This window comes from Frankia sp. CcCS3 (assembly GCF_977927575.1).
This window is the reverse complement of record NZ_CDWRCL010000069.1, coordinates 1-16,784: the sequence shown is the minus strand read 5'-3', so window position 1 is coordinate 16,784 and position 16,784 is coordinate 1. Positions and strand designations below refer to the sequence as shown.

General features: G+C 70.0%; 8 protein-coding genes and 1 pseudogene. 4 read left to right on the top strand and 5 right to left on the bottom strand.

The window, feature by feature from the left end; all coding sequences use genetic code 11:
* Window positions 1–17: 17 nt before the first annotated feature.
* Together murJ and AC08OQ_RS08770 are read right to left on the bottom strand one after the other, a co-directional pair.
* Window positions 18–2,651, bottom strand: coding sequence for a murein biosynthesis integral membrane protein MurJ (murJ, locus tag AC08OQ_RS08775; RefSeq protein ID WP_476601387.1), 2,634 nt, complete (start codon window positions 2,649–2,651; stop codon window positions 18–20).
* On the bottom strand, window positions 2,648–5,287 hold the full coding sequence (locus tag AC08OQ_RS08770) for a DUF6049 family protein (protein ID WP_476601388.1): 2,640 nt from the start codon (window positions 5,285–5,287) through the stop codon (window positions 2,648–2,650). The genes murJ and AC08OQ_RS08770 overlap by 4 nt, the downstream gene beginning before the upstream one ends.
* Window positions 5,288–5,459: 172 nt before the next feature.
* On the opposite strand from AC08OQ_RS08770, the gene AC08OQ_RS08765 reads away from it, so the two are divergent.
* Window positions 5,460–6,950 (top strand): CCA tRNA nucleotidyltransferase, encoded by a 1,491-nt coding sequence (locus AC08OQ_RS08765; RefSeq protein WP_476601389.1) that lies wholly within the window; start codon window positions 5,460–5,462, stop codon window positions 6,948–6,950.
* Here the strand turns inward: AC08OQ_RS08765 and AC08OQ_RS08760 are convergent.
* From AC08OQ_RS08760 to AC08OQ_RS08750, 3 genes are all read right to left on the bottom strand, one after another.
* The gene (locus AC08OQ_RS08760) at window positions 6,931–8,319 is read right to left on the bottom strand and encodes an MFS transporter (RefSeq protein ID WP_476601390.1); all 1,389 of its coding nucleotides are present in this window, start codon (window positions 8,317–8,319) and stop codon (window positions 6,931–6,933) included. The genes AC08OQ_RS08765 and AC08OQ_RS08760 overlap by 20 nt on opposite strands.
* A 160-nt stretch (window positions 8,320–8,479) precedes the next feature.
* The gene (locus AC08OQ_RS08755) at window positions 8,480–9,553 is read right to left on the bottom strand and encodes an inositol-3-phosphate synthase (protein ID WP_462203072.1); all 1,074 of its coding nucleotides are present in this window, start codon (window positions 9,551–9,553) and stop codon (window positions 8,480–8,482) included.
* A gap of 116 nt (window positions 9,554–9,669) precedes the next feature.
* The gene (locus AC08OQ_RS08750; RefSeq protein WP_476605090.1) at window positions 9,670–10,488 is read right to left on the bottom strand and encodes a PadR family transcriptional regulator; all 819 of its coding nucleotides are present in this window, start codon (window positions 10,486–10,488) and stop codon (window positions 9,670–9,672) included.
* A 541-nt stretch (window positions 10,489–11,029) separates the two neighbouring features.
* Between AC08OQ_RS08750 and AC08OQ_RS08745 the strand changes: the two are divergent.
* From AC08OQ_RS08745 to AC08OQ_RS08735, 3 genes and pseudogenes are all read left to right on the top strand, one after another.
* Window positions 11,030–11,431, top strand: a pseudogene (locus AC08OQ_RS08745) (DUF5318 family protein); the annotation flags it as partial.
* 616 nt (window positions 11,432–12,047) lie between these two features.
* Window positions 12,048–14,900, top strand: coding sequence for a transglycosylase domain-containing protein (locus tag AC08OQ_RS08740; RefSeq protein ID WP_476605089.1), 2,853 nt, complete (start codon window positions 12,048–12,050; stop codon window positions 14,898–14,900).
* A gap of 46 nt (window positions 14,901–14,946) precedes the next feature.
* Window positions 14,947–16,784 (top strand): glycosyltransferase family 87 protein (locus AC08OQ_RS08735; protein ID WP_476611978.1); only part of this gene is annotated, 1,838 nt, incomplete at its 3' end.

The following is a 16,784-nucleotide window of genomic DNA, read 5'->3' as shown; positions in this document are numbered from 1 at the left end:
GGTGCCATCACTGCCGGTCAGCCGCGTTGCGATGATCGCCCCGGCCGTCGGGACAGCCGGCCGCCGAGTCGTCCGTTCACCTCCGCCAGCAGGGCGTTGATCTCGTGTATCCCCATCCGGGTGGCGACCGCGAGGAAGAGCCCGCCTCCCACGGCCGCGGCGAGCACCACCGCGACCCCGGAACCAAGCCACCCCTCACCCACGACCGCGCGGGCACCTCGGGCGAGCAGCGACGCGAGGACGGCGCCGATCCCGGCCGCGATCGCGACCCGGGTGATGACCTGCACGGTGCGATTGCCATCGATTCCCCCGAGCCGCCGGTGCAACAGGGTGCTCGTCGCCGCGAGGCCCATCAGGTAGGCGGTGGCGAAGGAGAGCGCCAGCGCGACGGCCCGGTGCTCCTCGGGCACGACCACGGTGAGGACCAGGGCACCGATGACGTTCACCGCTACGACCCCGATGTTGACCAGTGCCGGGGTGCGACTGTCCTGGTAGGCGTAGAACACCCGTAGCTGTACCTGGAACAGGGAGAACGGCACGAGGGCCAGGGCGAAGGCGCTGAGGGTGTCGCCGATGTCCATAGCGTCGCCGTAGCCGGTCGCGCCGTGATGGAACACGGCGACGGCGATCGGCCGGCCCAGGGCGAGGATGAACAGGGCGGCGGGCACGATCGCGGTGATCGTGACCCGGGTCGCCATCGAGATGTCGGCCCGCACTAGGTCCCTGCGCCCCTGGGCGGCGTGCCCGCTCATCCTCGGCAACAGTGCGGTGATGACCGAGACGCCGATGATGGCGTACGGGAGCTGGAAGATCTGGTATCCGTACGTGTAGATCGTGTAGGCGGTCGTCGCCGTCGACAGGTTGACGATCACCAGGTAGCCGGCCTGGCTGATCACGACGAACAGCAGCGTCCACCCCGCCAGCCGAGCCGTCGAGCGCAGTTCGGGATGCCGCATGTCCAACCGCGGCCGGTAGCGGAAACCGACCTTGCGCAGCGAGGGGAGCAGCGCGAGAGTCATGACGACGACGCCCAGCGTCGTCCCGGCGGAGAGCACCGTCACCTGGGTGTCGGTGATGGCCTTCGGCCCGTCCACACCCCGCGGGCGCGGACCCGCGATGAAATAGGTGAAGCTCAGACAGGTGACGATGACCAGCAGGTTGTTCAGGATCGGGGCGAACATGGGCGCGGTGAACGACTGTCTGACGTTGAGGATCGCCCCGATCGTCGCGCCTACCCCGTAGAAGATGATCTGTGGCAGGAGCCACCGCAGCATCGTGGCGGCGAGCGCCCGCTCGTCGGAGCCGGCGTGCAGGTAGAGGCTGATGATCCACGGGGCGATCAGCATGCCCACTGCCACGACGATTCCGAGGCCGAGGATCATGAGTGTGAGCAGCGACGACGCGAACGCGTCCCCCCCGTCGGGATCCTCCTTCGCGGTGCGGACCATGACCGGCACCACGACGCTCGTGAGGACGCCGCCGAGGAGCAGGTCGTAGAGGATGTTCGGCGTGGTGTTGGCGACGTTGTAGGCCTGGCTCACCGCACCGGTCCCGATCGCCGCAGCGATCGCGACGGTCCGCAGGAACCCGGATGCCCGGGAGACGATCGTGCCGATCGCCATGGTTCCACTGGCCCGGCCGAGGCCGGGCCCGGCCTTCGCCGGCCCGCCGGCCTGCCTGGTTGCGCTGCCGTGCTGTGCCGTTGCGCTGCCGTGCGGCGCCGTGCCGGTGTCTCGTCGGGCCGGTTCGGGGGGGATGCGGTGGACGTTGCTGCGAGGAAGTGCCACCGTCGGCTTGGACTCGCTCAAGGACGGACGACGGCGATCGTCGCCGTCCCGACGGGAACGGTCGGCTCGGGTGCGTCGCTCCGGACGCGCTGCACGGTCTGGGCGGTCTGGGCGGTCTGGGATGTCCCGCCATGAGGATCGTCCGATGGGGATGACGGGGCCGACCCCGGGCGGGGTCGGCAGCCGGCTCGTCCGCCCGTCGTCCAGCGGCGGGGTGCTGCGTTGCGATCGTTCCGGTACGCGGGGCCCCGGCGGCGGACCTCCTTCCGACGGAGGCAGCACATGGGGAGGCGGCGGTGGTGGGCCCGATGTGGCGGGAAGCTTCCGGGTCTGCTCGCCGGCGGTCATGCGCGGAGCATCGGGACCGGGGATGCGGCCTGCGGATCGCGGATACCGCTTGTCGCGGGGGCTCGCGGGATCGTCGTGGCGCGGGTCCGGGTGGCGCGGGCCGCCGTCATAGCGCGCGCCGTCGTACCGCGGGTCGCCCTGCCGCCGGTCTTCATGGCGCGGCGTGTCGAACCGTGGCGCGCCACGGCGTCCGTCCGGGTCAACCGGATGGTTCCGCTTCGGACGGTCCCGTTCGGAGTACCGGGGCCGGCGCGCGAGTCCCCGGTCCGGATCTGGCTGCTCCGGACGGATCTGCCCGGGATAACCGGGATACGACTGGTCCGGGGGGAACCGGGCCGGGCGTTCGGCCGCCGGGTAGCCGTCCTCGTCGGAATACCCGACGTCGGAATACCCGGCGTCGCGTGGGTCCCGGTCCGACGGTCCATCGCCGGGACCGGTACCGCGATCACGCCGGGGGCCGGTACCACCCCTGCGATGCCGGGCCCCCGGCCGGCCTTCCTCCTCGACCGGCGTCATGGGCCGCTCCGTCGCCGTCGGAAGGGAGCTGTGGCCGCCGAGTCGTCGGTGTCCTCCTGGCTGTCGAGGCCGTGGCGAAGGGTGCCTCGGTCCTGGCCTTCATAGCGCCGGATGGCCGTCCGCACCACCGGCGTCGTCGTAGTCGAGGTGGCGGCTTCGCGCTTGTCGTCGCCACTATGCCGGGTCGAGACCGAGGCGGCCGGGGTGACCGGATCGACCTGGTTCACCGGGCTCACCGGGTCCACCGGGTCCACCGGGTGGAGCGGGGCAGCCGGGTGGAGCGGGCCCGCCGGTCCGGTCGCCGCCTCGTGCGGGCCCGCCGGCCCGCCCAGGTCGTCCTTGGCCCCCCGCAGCCGTCGCGCCAGGCGGATGACGACCGCCAGGAGCAGCACGCCGACGGCACCGATGGTGATCGCGGTCGCGACGGCGCCGTAGACGGTGGATCGGACGAGAACCCGGTTCGGTGGCTCCGTGGACAGCGCCTGCCCGTCGAGGTTGAGTTTGCGGATCTCGAGGGGAAACGTCCCCGCACCCTCGGCCTCCATCTCGATCTCGACCTGAGCCTTCTGCCCTGGGGGAAGGCGGAGTGTCTGCCGGGCCGGCGAGCGCAGCCGGGACCGGTCGGTCGAAGAGAAGGCGAGCACCACAGTGACCTCGTACTGGGTGTTGTTCTCCAGGGTGATCGGGACCAGCCCACGTCTGCTCGTCAGGTTGACGCTGCGGGAGGCCACCACCTGGATTCCGTTGCGGATCGCGGACGCCTCCCCGTCCACCTGCTGGCTCAACGACACACCGTCAACCCTGCGGTCTCCCCGCCACGCGGCGGAGGTCGCCGTGACAAGTGTGTTCTTCATCGGGTTGATGAGCTGCAGCTGGCACCTGGGGCCGCGCCTGGGCGGGCACAGCACGGGGCTCAGGGCCTGCACCTCGTCAAGGACGTCCTCGACGGCGGTGAGGTAGTCGGTCGGCAGCTCGCGGGCCTGTGCCTCGGCCGGGTAGGCAAGCCGGCCCGGCCGGTCGTCCGGCCGGCTCTGGCCCCCGACACCTGCGTCGAGTCCCACCGAGGTGGAGTAGCCGCTGGTGAGGGTGTCGAGTACCGACCGTGCCCAGTCGCTCGGCGGGTCCCAGTCCCGGGGCAGCGCCAGGATCTGGAACCGTTGCTCGGGCCGTTCGGCGGTGATCATGCCGAGCTCGGCCCGCAGGCGTGCCAGGGCCGTCCCGAAGTCGGGACCGTCGGGCAGCCCGGTGTAGGCGGTTGCGATCCTGGTGAGCTGGCTGTCGGCCGCGAGCGCCTGGATCGGTCCGGCCGAGGTGGCGAGGCTGACGGTCGCCGACGGGGTGTAGGTGATCTTCGCTGCGGAGGGTAGCAGCTGGTCATCGAGGATCACGGTCCCGACCTCCAGCTGGCGCAGTATGTCCGCGGTGGTGGCGTCCGCCGACCCGTCGGCGGGATAGGCGATGGTGCCCTTCTGCAGGGGGTCACGCCCCAACAGGTGGGCCAGCACAACTTCGCCAGTCTTGACGGCGTACTTCACCGTGTCCAGCTTCCGGGCGCGGACGAGCGCGGTCAGATCGGCATCTCCGTAGGGCAGTGCGAACACCACGCCTCCCTGCTCGGCGAAGCGCACGATGTCGGAGAGGAAAAGGGCCGCGTTGGCGTCCGTCTGCGCATGAACGGGCCCGCCCGGGGTGGCGTAGTCGTAGCCGCCCGGCTGCGCCATGATGGTCAGCGCCTGCACCAGGGTCGGATCGACGGCGAGCGTGACCGGCGGCGTGGCGGCGGTCAGCAGCCGGGACAGCCGGCCGCCCGGCTTCACCTCGTCCGCGAGCGCGTTGTCGGTCAGCCGGCCGTCCGAGCGCAGGCGCGGCTGATCTGCGATCGGCAGGACCGCGGCGACCGGTGTCCTCGGCTGCTGTGGGTTCGGCGCCCAGACCAGGAAGGTGTAGGCCGCGCCGATCGGTACCACGGCGCGGCCCCCGACGGAGCCGGTAATCCGTAGCTGGACCGGGTACACCCCCAGGCTCGGCGGCAGGTCCAGCGCGGCGCGATCGGCGGCGATCCGGAAGGGCACGGGCGCGGCACCCTGGATGGGCGGGGCGGCCAGCGGTTGGGTGCCGTCGCCGTTCGCGAGGACCACCTGGCGGTAGCTGCGTGTTCTCGCCGCGGCCGGGTCATCGGTCAGAGTGGCCAGCTGCCCGCGTGAGGTCACCCTGGCGCCGATCCACAGGCTCATGGAGAGGTGGGCCAGCGGCTCCCCGACCGTGGTGATGAGCTGGCCGCTGACGGAGAGCATGGTCGATCCCCCCGGGGTGGGGGGACTCACCTCATCCAGATCGATCGTCACCGGATTCGGCGGACCGCCGGGTCTGGCTGCCGTGCCACCCGGAGTGATAGATAGCGAATTATCTGATTTGTCGGTGGATGAAGATGTGGAAGACCGTGGTGTTCTTGTGGATGAATTGTGGTGGGTAACCGGTTCGACGAGGACTCCCCCGGCCGGCACGGGGGTCGAAGCCGAGGCCGAGGCCGAAGCCGCGCAGACCCCGGGCACGGCCACGGCGAACAGGGCTAGCGCCGCGAGTATCGCCGCCCGGCGCAACGGCGCGCGACCGGTGGTGGAGATCGGCGGCGGCATGGGTTGATCGTACGAGTCCCCCGGCGACCAGCCGGCCCGCCTGTCCGGGACGCCGGGGTTACGGCTTGATTCCGCTGGGCCCTTCCCGGGCGGACGCCGAGAAATCATGATCATTGTTTTGGGTCCACGTAACGGATCATGGGCGGTGAGGCCGTAACCTGAAGGTGTGTCAGTGATCAGGCTGGACAATCCGCGAGACTCGGCCGAACGGGTGGTGAGTGAGCTGCTGAGGGTGCCGCCGGCCGCCGATGAGCTCGGTCGCGTCTTCATCGCGAACGGTTACCTCCTTCACCTCGTCGGTGGTTCGGTACGGGACGCCCTGCTCGGCCGGCCGGCGTCCGCCGTGTCCGGGGCCGCACCAGCCGATCTCGACTTCGCCACGGATGCTCGCCCCGAGCGGGTTCTGGAGATCACCCGAGGATGGGCGGAGGCGACCTGGGAGGCCGGAATCGCCTTCGGCACGGTCGGGCTCGCTCGGCACGGTGTCCGGTTCGAGATCACCACCTACCGTAGTGAGGCGTACGACCGGCAGTCCCGCAACCCGGCCGTGACCTACGGCGACAGCCTGGAGGCGGACCTGTCCCGGCGGGACTTCACCGTGAATGCGATGGCGGTGTCCGTGCCCGGCCATGACTTCGTCGACCTGTTCGGCGGGATGACAGATCTCGCCCGCGGCGTGCTGCGTACCCCCGCAAGCCCCGAGGCATCGTTCGACGACGACCCGCTGCGCATCCTGCGGGCCGCCAGGTTCGAGGCGGCCCTGGGCCTCACCCCGGTACCCGAGCTGGTCGCGGCGATGCGCTCGCGGGCAGATCGGCTCGCGATCGTCTCCCCCGAGCGGGTCCGCGACGAACTGCGCAAGCTCATGCTGGCTCCTGACCCGGTCGCCGGTCTGGAGCGGTTGGTCGAGGTCGGGATCGCCGACATCGTGCTGCCTGAGGTGTCCGCCATGCGGATGGAGATCGACGAGCACCACCAGCACAAGGACGTCTACGCCCACACCATGACGGTGCTGCGTCAGGCGATGATCTTGGAGGAGCCGGGGGAGCCGGACGAGGTGCTGCGCTGGGCCGCGCTGCTGCATGACATCGGCAAGCCGCGGACCCGTCGGCACATGGCGGGCGGGCGGGTGTCCTTCCACCACCATGAGGTCGTCGGCCGGGACATGACCCGCCGTCGGCTCGCGGCGCTGCACTTCCCCAAGGACGTGACCGACGCGGTCTGCCGGCTCGTCTACCTGCACCTGCGCTTCCACGGATACGGGGCGGGCGAGTGGACCGACGCCGCCGTACGCCGCTACGTGCACGACGCGGGTCCCCAGCTCTCCCGGCTACACAAGCTGGTCCGCTCGGATTGCACGACCCGCAACCGGCGCAAGGCCGCGGCGTTGTCCCGGACGTACGACTCGCTCGAGGAACGGATCGCCGAGCTCGCCGCGCGCGAGGAGATCGCCGCGATCCGGCCGGAGCTTTCCGGGGACGACATCATGGCGCTGCTGGGGCTGTCACCGTCCCGGTTGGTGGGTCAGGCCCGGTCGCACATGCTGGAGTTCCGCTTCGAGCACGGGATCGTCGGCCGGGAGGCCGCCGAGGCCGAGCTGTTCCGGTGGGCCCGGGAGCACGAGGCGCCCGTTCCCGGTGAGCTCACGCCTCGGCGGGGGTGACCGGCCTGGGCTGGCCGTCCGGGCCAGGCTGGCCGTCCGGGCCAGGGTGGTCGGCCGACCGTGCCGATCTGGGCTCGCCGATGTGACGGATGATCCGGTCTTCCGGATGGCGGCGGGCGGCCCGGTAGTACAGGATCCCGGCGAGCGCGTAGCCGGCCCCGGCCACTAGGACCACCGGAACGGACCGGCCCTCGTCCGGCAGGACCACGGCGGCCACCGCCGCGGCGGCCACGAAGGCGACGTTGAACAGCAGGTCGTAGAGCGAGAAGGCGCGACCGCGGTAGGCGTCGTCGGTCTCCTCCTGCACGATGGTGTCCACGCAGATCTTGCTGGCCTGTGCGGAAAACCCGAGCAATGCTGCCGCGACGATGAACAGCGTCGAGGAAAAGGGCAGCCCGAGCGCGACCTCGACAACCCCGCCGAGTACCAGGACGAGGGCGATCCAGCTCGACTTCGGCATGCGCCCCGTAACGTGGGGAGTCGCGACCGCGGCGCTGACCGTGCCGGCCCCACTGGCGGCAACGACGGCGGCGAGCCCCGCGAGCCCGCCTTCCGGGCCAGTGAAGTAGTTGCGATACAGCAACACCGTCATCACGAGGATCAGGCCGTAGACGGCTCGCGAGGTGGTGAGGGCGGCGAGCGCCCGCCGGGCCGGCCCGTGGTTCACCAGATAGCGGGCGCCGTCAAGCATGTCGGCGACGACCTGGGTGGTCTGCGCCCAGGCGCCCTGCCAGGCCACCGTCTCCAGCGGACCGAAGTCGCTCCGTCCCGCCCGCGCCGCGGTGACGGCGGCCACAAGGTAGGTGAAAGCTGCCAGACCGGCGACGAACGCCACCGTCCCGTCCTCGCCGCCGATCAGCCCGCGCAGTCCGCTGCCGACACCGGCTCCGGCGAGCGTCGCGACGGTGCCGGAGGTGACGGACAGGGCGTTCGCCGTGACGAGCCGGTCGAGGCCGACCACGACCGGGAGCCCGGCGGACAGCGCCGCCAGCACGAAGCGGTTCATGCTCACCGACGCCAGTGCCACCGCGTAGAAGTCGACGCCCGTCCGGCCGGTGGCGATCAGAGCGACCAGGATGCCCATCAATAGCATCCGGACGAGTGAGCAGACCACCAGAACCCGCTGGCGGGACACGCGATCGAGCACGATGCCGGCGAAGGGTCCGATGACGCTGAACGGCAGCACGACGATCGCGAGCGACGCGGCCAGGGCCGCCGCCGAGGTCGCCCGTTCGGGGGAGAACAGCACATAGCTGACGAGGCTCGCCTGGAAGACGCCGTCGGCGGCCTGGGAGGTGAGTCTGGACGCGTAGAGCATCCGGAACCCACGGCCGTGCAGCAGCTCACGAAGGTTCTCCGCCCGGGCCACGTCGTCAGCTTAGGACCAGACTGATCGACTCCGGGCACAAGGTCCGGCCGTCCCCTCCGGGCTGCCGGACACCTGTGTTTCCGACCGGGTCCGCTGGCCGGCCGATCCGACGAGGAGGACCCGACGAGAAAGATGAGGACGACGAGAAATCAGCCCTCGATCAGCCCTCGTCGCGGATGAATGCCTCCACCCTGTCCCGGGCCTCGTTGTCGCGGTACTGCTCCGGCGGGGACTTCATGAAATAGGAGGAGGCGGAGAGGACCGGGCCGCCGATGCCCCGGTCGAGCGCGATCTTGGCGCAGCGCACCGCGTCGATGACCACCCCGGCGCTGTTGGGGGAGTCCCACACCTCAAGCTTGTACTCGAGGTTCAGCGGCACGTCGCCGAAGGCACGTCCCTCAAGGCGGACATAGGCCCACTTGCGGTCGTCCAGCCAGGCGACGTAGTCCGACGGCCCGATGTGCACGTTGTCCCTGCCGAGGTCGTGAGAGACCTGGGAGGTCACGGCCTGCGTCTTGGAGATCTTCTTGGACTCCAGCCGCTCGCGTTCCAACATGTTCTTGAAGTCCATGTTGCCGCCGACGTTGAGCTGCATGGTCCGATCCAGGATCACGCCGCGGTCCTCGAAGAGCTTCGCCAGAACCCGGTGGGTGATGGTCGCGCCGACCTGTGACTTGATGTCGTCGCCGACGATCGGCACGCCGGCCGCGCGGAACTTCTCCGCCCACTCGGGCACCCCGGCGATGAACACCGGCAGGCAGTTGATGAAGGCGACGCCGGCGTCGATGGCGCACTGGGCGTAGAACTTCGCGGCGTCCTCGGAACCGACCGGCAAGTAGCAGACGAGCACGTCGGCACGGGTCTCCCGCAGGGTCGCGACGACGTCGACCGACTGCTCGTCCGACTCCTCGATGGTCTCCCGGTAGTAGCGGCCGAGGCCGTCGAGAGTGTGCCCGCGGGCGACGGTGACCCCGAGCGGCGGGACATCCGCGATCTTGATGGTGTTGTTCTCGCTGGCGACGATGGCCTCGGAGAGGTCGCGGCCGACCTTCTTCGCGTCCACGTCGAACGCGGCGACGAATGTCAGGTCCGAGACGTGGTACTCGCCCAGCCGCACGTGCATCAGCCCGGGGACCTGGGCCGACGGGTCGGCATCGCGGTAGTACTCAATCCCCTGGACCAGCGAGGCAGCGCAGTTGCCCACGCCGACAATGGCGACACGTACCGAGCCCATGACGGTCTGCTCCTTAGCTGAGATCTTCGTGGAAATGGGTCATCTGGGGCATACAGCTCCGCCGCGGCATTCCCGATCATGCTGGTCGGGAACAGGGACCCGCTACGGGATGATGTTCATCGGGTGGTCGGGACCTCGCCGTCGGGGTCCTGGCCGGCTGTCCGCGGGGCATGCCTGCTCCGGCCACGCCTGTTCACGTTTACATTCAGGTGCGCGTCGGCGTCGGCAGGTGTGCCGTCCTCCCGTGCGCGCGGGTCGTCCTGGCGGTCCGCCTGCGCCGGAGGGCTTCCCGGCCCGCTTGGGCGGGCCGGTCCGACGACGGGTGCCCCCGGCTGCACGGATCCTGTGGACGGGTTTGTGGACAAACCTGTGGATCCTGTGGACAACTGTGGTCCCTGGGTGCCGGTGGGGGTGCCGGCGCGTTCGGTCTCGATCAGCTCGTTCAGCCAGCGGACCTCACGTTCGACCGATTCCAGGCCGTGGCGCTGCAACTCGAGTGTGTAGGAGTCGAAACGCTCGACGGTCCGGGTCAGGGCCGACCGAACCTTCTCCCGGCGCTCCTCGAGCCGCCCGCGGCGACCTTCGAGGATGCGGAGGCGGACAGCGGCGTCCGTCTTCGAGAAGAAGACGAAGCGCACGCCGAACATCTCGTCTTCCCAGGACGACGGTCCGCCCTCGCCCAGCAGGTCCGCGAGCTTCTCCTTGCCCTCGCCCGTCAGGGTGTAGACGACCCGGCTGCGCCCGCCGAGACGGCCCGCGGCGCTGACGTCGTCCGCGGTGACGTATCCGGCGGACGCGAGACGACGCAGACAGGGATAGAGCGAGCCGTAGCTGAACCGGTGGAACGCGCCGAGCAGCACCGCGAGCCGTTTGCGCAGTTCATAGCCGTGCATAGGGCTCTCGGAGAGCAGGGCGAGGACCGCCAGCTCCAGCATGATCTACCCCTCCTCGACCGTGATGCCCCGCGATGCGCCGCCGGTCGTTCCGCGAGCCGTGGCGGCTGGCCGCCACGGCTCGCGGAACGACCGTCTCGACATATCGAAGCGATACATCGAGGATAGGCGTCGCGGGACGAGTACCGCAACCAGGAATGACCAGTCGGCGACCGGGAGATGACAGATAGGCGCTCTGCTGGTGCATCCCGACCCCGGCCGGACCATCGATGGATCCACCGGCCGCCGAACGGGCGTCGCGCCCTGGCGAGGGTGTTCCCCGAGCCTGTGGAGCGTGGAAAACCCCGGCTGCCAGGGGATAATCGGCCGAGATCCGCGCATCGGAAGGGGCCGGTGGCCGCCCGGGGCGGACGCTGTCCGACGGTCCCGTCGGTGGCCGGAGACCATCCCGCGCGGCCAGATCCCGGTGCGGGCGGGCTCACACTGTCATCCGGCTCACAGCCGGGATGTGTGAGGTGGGAGACGGTTTGGCGGCTGTCTGGACCGTCTGTCTGGAAGCCGACTCCGGCGTACCGTTGCTGGCATGCGTCCGCGGTCGGTCATCGACTACGCGCTTGCCCGCCGGGCGACGCTGGCGGATCTCTTCGCGGGCAGAATCTCGCCGTTGGATGCCTGTGACGCGTATCCTTATCTGCTGCGGGCGGCCAGGTACCACGGTGAGCGGACCACGAAGCGATGCCCGGTCTGCCGAGGCGGCGATCCACTCATCCATGTCACCTACGCCTACGGCGACGAGCTCGGGGAGAGCTCCGGCCGGGCCCGCATCACCAGGGAGCTCCCCATGCTCGCATCGAGGTACAGCGAGCTGCAGGTCTATGTGGTGGAGGTGTGTCCGCCCTGCGGCTGGAACCACCTGGTCACTTCTTATGTGATCGGGACGGGGGAGCCGAAGGCGAAGAAGCAGGCCCGGCGGCGGACCGCTGACGGCTGGTCGTCCCCGAGAGGCGCGAAGGACGCCCTGCGCGAGGGGGCGGAACCCGGCGTGAGATCCTGGTCTGCCATGTGGGTCTCATGGCAGGTCCTGGCGGGGCATCCGCCATGGGCTGACCTCGTCACAGCCTCGTCGGGTGAATGCGGCGAGTGAGCGAACATCACGTGGTCGGCCCCGGTCCGATGGTGGACCGGTGGTCGCCGGGATCGTGCATGGTCCGGGCCGAGACGGGCCGGTTCTGTGGATCCTGTGGATCCTGTGGAAATCGGACCTCCGGTGATGGTTGGGGGCGCCGGCCCGTCTCCTGCGGCGGTCCGGGTACCGGGGAGTCCCGCGGCGACGGATGGAGCGGTTGGTGAGCTCTCCCTACGATCAGGGCTCTAGTCGGGGTGGTCCTGCACCTGACCGAGCATGGCCTAACCCGGACGGCCAGTCCCGGGTAACCGCGGACCGGGTACCCCCGGACCGCGCCCGGCGGCCGGAGCAGGCCCAGGCAGGCCACGTCCAGGGACGCCGGCTGGTGCCGCCAGCGGGCCGGCCCACCGGCGGGCGAGGGGAGCGCACCGCTCTCGTGCCACCCGCGGCTCCCCCCGCCGCGGCGAGGACGAACATGCCGCCGGATGGTAGGACCGGTCGGGGTGCCGGTCCCGCCGCCGGGGGGTGGGTGCCGGACCGCGGCGTCGGGAAGTCCGACGTGCCCGGCCGTGAACCGTCCAGTGGTCGTCCCGGCATGCCCGTTGGCGAGGCGACCGGTCGTCGCCGAGGAGGCGGCGCGCCATCCGGTCGGGCGGCCCCCACCAGGCGGGTTCCCGGCCGTGGGTTCTCCGATCGGACCGCCTCTGACCGTGGCGTCCCCGACCGTGGGCCGGACCGGCCGGCCGCCGAGGTCAACACCCTGTACGACACCGTCGACCAGGAGGCCCTACGGCGGGTCGATGTCCGGGAACGCACCGTGGACGCCACCATCTACCACAAGGTGACGCCGGAGCGGGACTCCCGGAACGGCCGCCGCAACGGGGTGTCGGACCGCGACCGCATGACCGAGGTAACGTCCGCTCGGCAGGTGGCCGGTCGGCGCGACCTCACCCGCGCTACCGAGCTGATGGCCGTCCGGACCCGGGCACGGGAGGGAGGTGGATCGGCCGCTACCCGCCGGATGGCGGGTGGGCGACCGGGTGCGGATCGGATCGAGCCCCGCCGGACCGGTCCAGGCCGATCCTCCCGGGCGGAGATGGGTGCCCCGGGCGGGCCGGGAGGAACCGGGCGCCGCAACGGGAAGGCCTCCCGGCCGGGCCAGGGGCGACACGGCCCGATGTGGTGGCGACAGCGCCCGCGCTGGATGCGCCGTCTGGTCTTCGCCGGCTTCTTCTCCGGCCTTCTCCTGTTCGTCGCCGGCATCGGCGTCATCTACGCGGCGACCCAGGTCCCGCTGCCTGCCGAGGTGAAAACCGACCAGACGTCGATCATCTTCTACGGACCGCCGGCCGGCTCGCATCAGGACAACGGTGAGGAGCTTGCCCGGATCGGCACCGTGAACCGCACCGACGTGCCGCTCGCCGAAGTGTCCATGGACCTGCAGCACGCGGTGCTCGCGGCCGAGGACAAGAACTTCTATCACGAACCCGGTATCTCTCCCAAGGGCATCGCCCGGGCGCTCTACGTGCACCTCACCGGCGGGGAGCTGCAGGGTGGTTCGACCATCACCCAGCAGTACGCCAAGAACGCGTACCTGTCGCAGGAGCGGACCTTCACCCGCAAGATGCGCGAGATCGTGCTCGCGGTGAAGCTGGGCCAGAAGTACTCCAAGGGACAGATCCTGGAGTTCTACCTGAATACGATCTACTTCGGCCGGGGCGCCTACGGTATCGAAGCGGCGGCGAAGGCCTACTTCAACACCCCGGCCGCCAAACTCACCCCCGCTCAGGGGGCGGTCATCGCGGGCCTGATCCGATCACCCAACTACCTCGACCCGGCCAAGAACCCGGGTCCGGCGGCGAACCGCTGGCACGACGTGGTCGCGACGATGGTTGCCGAGGGCTGGGCTCCGCCGGAACTCGCCCAGCAGAGCCCCCCACCCGTGGCCGCGAAGGCGGAGGACGCCGCCGCCTCGTCCGATCAGATCGCGTACATCCGCAACCAGGTCAAACGTGAGCTTACGACCGTCGGGAAGATCACCGAGGACCAGATCAACCGCGGTGGACTGCGCATCACGACCACGATCGACAAGGGGCGGCAGTTCAAGGCCTTCCAGGCGGTGAGCGACGTGCTGGGCCCGGCGTACGCCGCAGTGCCGGATCTGCGTACCGGGCTCACCGCGGTAGAACCCGGGACCGGCAGGATCCTCGCCTGGTACGGCGGGTCGCTCTACGGCAAGGACGCACAGGGCCATGAGCAGTACGTCGACAACGTGTCAGGGGCGCAGGTGCAGTCCGCCTCCACCTTCAAGACGATCACCTTGGTCGCGGCGCTGCGCCAGAACATCAACCTCAAGTCGACTTTCGCCGCTCCCGCCAAGATCACGCTGCCGGGGAACTACGTGGTCAGCAACGACGAGGGCGAGCCGGGTGATCTCGGGTACAAGGATCTCATCGAGGCGACGGCGGGCTCCATCAACACGGTGTACGTACCGTTGGGGCAGAACATCGGCGTCTCGAACATCGTCAAGACCGCGCGCGACCTTGGCATCCCGAGCAGCACTCAGCTTCGCAACGAGGCGGGTATCACCCTGGGCCAGGACGACGTGCGCGCGGTGGACATGACCGCGGTCTACGCGACCCTCGCCGGCAACGGAGTGCGGGCCACGCCGCACATCGTCGACAAGGTGGTCGACGGCAAGGGGCAGGTGATCTACTCGGGTACCCCGGATGCGAAGCAGGTCATCCCGGCCGCGGTGGCCCGCGACGCCACGTACGCCCTGCAGAGCGTGCTGACGGATCCGAGCGGCACCGGGAAGCGGGCCCGGCTGGATGGCGGGCGCGAGGCCGCCGGCAAGACCGGGACGTCGAGCAACTTCCGGTCGGCCTGGTTCTGCGGATACACCAGGGAAATCGCGTCCTGCGTGAACATGTTCCGGGGCAAGGGCACCGAGCAGGACGTGCTGAAGGGCATGCCCGGCGCCGACAAGGGCGTCTACGGAGGTAACTACCCGGCCAAGGTGTGGAAGGCGTTCATGGACGCCGCGCTGACGGGGGTGCCCCCGTCGAAGTTCGATTCGCCGGCCTTCGGTGGCCTCGTGCAGGATAACGAGCCCGAGCCGACTCCCACACCCACCCCGGCGCCGAGCGCCCCATCGAGCCAGCCCGGCGATACCGGGCTCAACCTGGGCGATCTCCTGAACCCCAGTGGCAACGGCAACGGCAACGGCAATGGCGACGGCAATGGCAACGGCAGTGGTCAGCAGGGTGCCGGCCAGCAGGGCCGGCCAGCTCGACAGACGGGGATCTTCTCCGACCCGTTCAGTTGACCGGGAGGTCGAGTTCAGTGCTGTCATGGGCTGTCATGGGGCGAGAATGACGGGCATGGCCCTGTCCGCGGCGTCCCCCGTCCGCGTCAGCCCGGCCCGGGAGGACCCGGTCGTCGCGGGGGCAAGCCAGCTCATCGGTGGGCCGCCGGGTGAGCACGCGGTCGTGCCCGACCGGCGTGGTTGGCTGACCCCGCTGCGGGTGCTGATGGCGATGGTCATCGTGGCTGGGGTCCTCGGCTATACCCAGAAGATCAGTTGCCGGGACACCCGGAACTGGACGCATGAGCACCAGTACACGGCGTTGTGCTACTCCGACATCGTCGCGCTGTACAGCCAGGAGGGGCTGGTCGACGGGAAGATCCCCTATCTGGACTACCCGACGGAATACCCGCCGTTGATCGGCGCCACCATGCAGCTTGTCGCCTGGCCAGCCGGTCTCGCGGACGGACCGCGGGCGGTCTACCGGGAGGAGAACGGTGAGCGTGTCTTCGACCACTACACGATGGACATGCGGTCGGCCGTCTTCTACGACCTCACCGCCCTGCTGTTCCTGATCGTGGCCTCGGTCGCGGTGTGCTGCACGGCGCTGACGGCCGGATTGAGGCGGATCTGGGACGCCGCTCTGTTCGCGCTGGCGCCGACCCTCGTGCTGCATCTGCTGACGAACTGGGACATCATCGCGGTGGCGTTCTCGGCAGGCGGCCTGCTCGCCTGGTCCAGGCGGGCTCCGAAGCTCGCCGGGATGCTGATCGGGCTCGGCATCCTCACGAAGCTCTATCCGGCCCTGTTCCTGCTCGGGTTGGCCTTCCTCTGTCTTCGGGCCGGGAGGCTGCGCGAACTGGCCCGGACCGTCTGTGCGGCGGCGGTGACGGTGCTGGTGGTCATCGTCCCGCTGTGGCTGACCGCCGGCTACTTCAACGCGGAGAACGCCCGCGTCGGCGACAGCATCTGGTCGACCTTCTGGCGAGGTGGTGACTGGACCCGACTGGTCGGTGGTGGTCCGGACGAGGCCCGCAACGCCATCGCCCGGTTTTTCGACCTGAACTCCGACCGCGGCGCCGACTGGGACTCGCTGGCGTTCGGCGCGACCTGGCTTGCCGGCCGCTACGACCCGGCCTGGTTCGGAGCGCTGCACCTGGTGGTCTCCGCGCTCACCGCCGTCGTCCTCGTCGCGGTGGCGGCGGCCGCGATCCATCATCGGCCCGATGCGCGCCGGCTGGTCATCGTGGCGGCCGCGGCCGGCTGGGTGACGATCGTCGTCGCCCAGCCGATGATCCTGCAGGGCCTGCGGGACAACGGCCTGCCCATCTCCACATTGAACATCATCACTGGGGCGGCCCTGCTGGTCTCGGTGATCGCCATCGGGTTGCTCGCCTGGCTCGCACCGCGCCGGCCCCGCCTGCCGCAGGTGCTGTTCCTGCTCGTCGTCGCCTTCCTGCTGACCAACAAGGTCTTCTCACCCCAGTACACGATCTGGCTACTACCGCTGGCGGCACTGGCTCGGCCCCGATGGCGGCTGTTCTTGCTGTGGCAGGCCTGCGAGGCGTGGGTCCTGTTCACCCGATTCATGCACTTCATCTACAACGACACGCATGGTCGTCAGGGCATCGACCGGGGATGGTTCGTCGGCGCGGTGGCCCTGCGCGACCTGGTGCTGCTCGTCCTGGCCGGATTCGTCGTCCGGGAGATCCTGCATCCGCATACCGACATCGTGCGGACCGGCGGAATGGCGTACCCGGGTGATCCGCGTGTCGCGGTCGGCTCTGCTGCCGCCGGCGATCCGGACGCCGTCGACGACCCTGCGGGCGGGGTGCTGGACCATGCCCCCGATGCCCGCGGCGGCCGGCCGGCGTGGGTGGCGGCGGCCACCGGCAAGCCGGACGG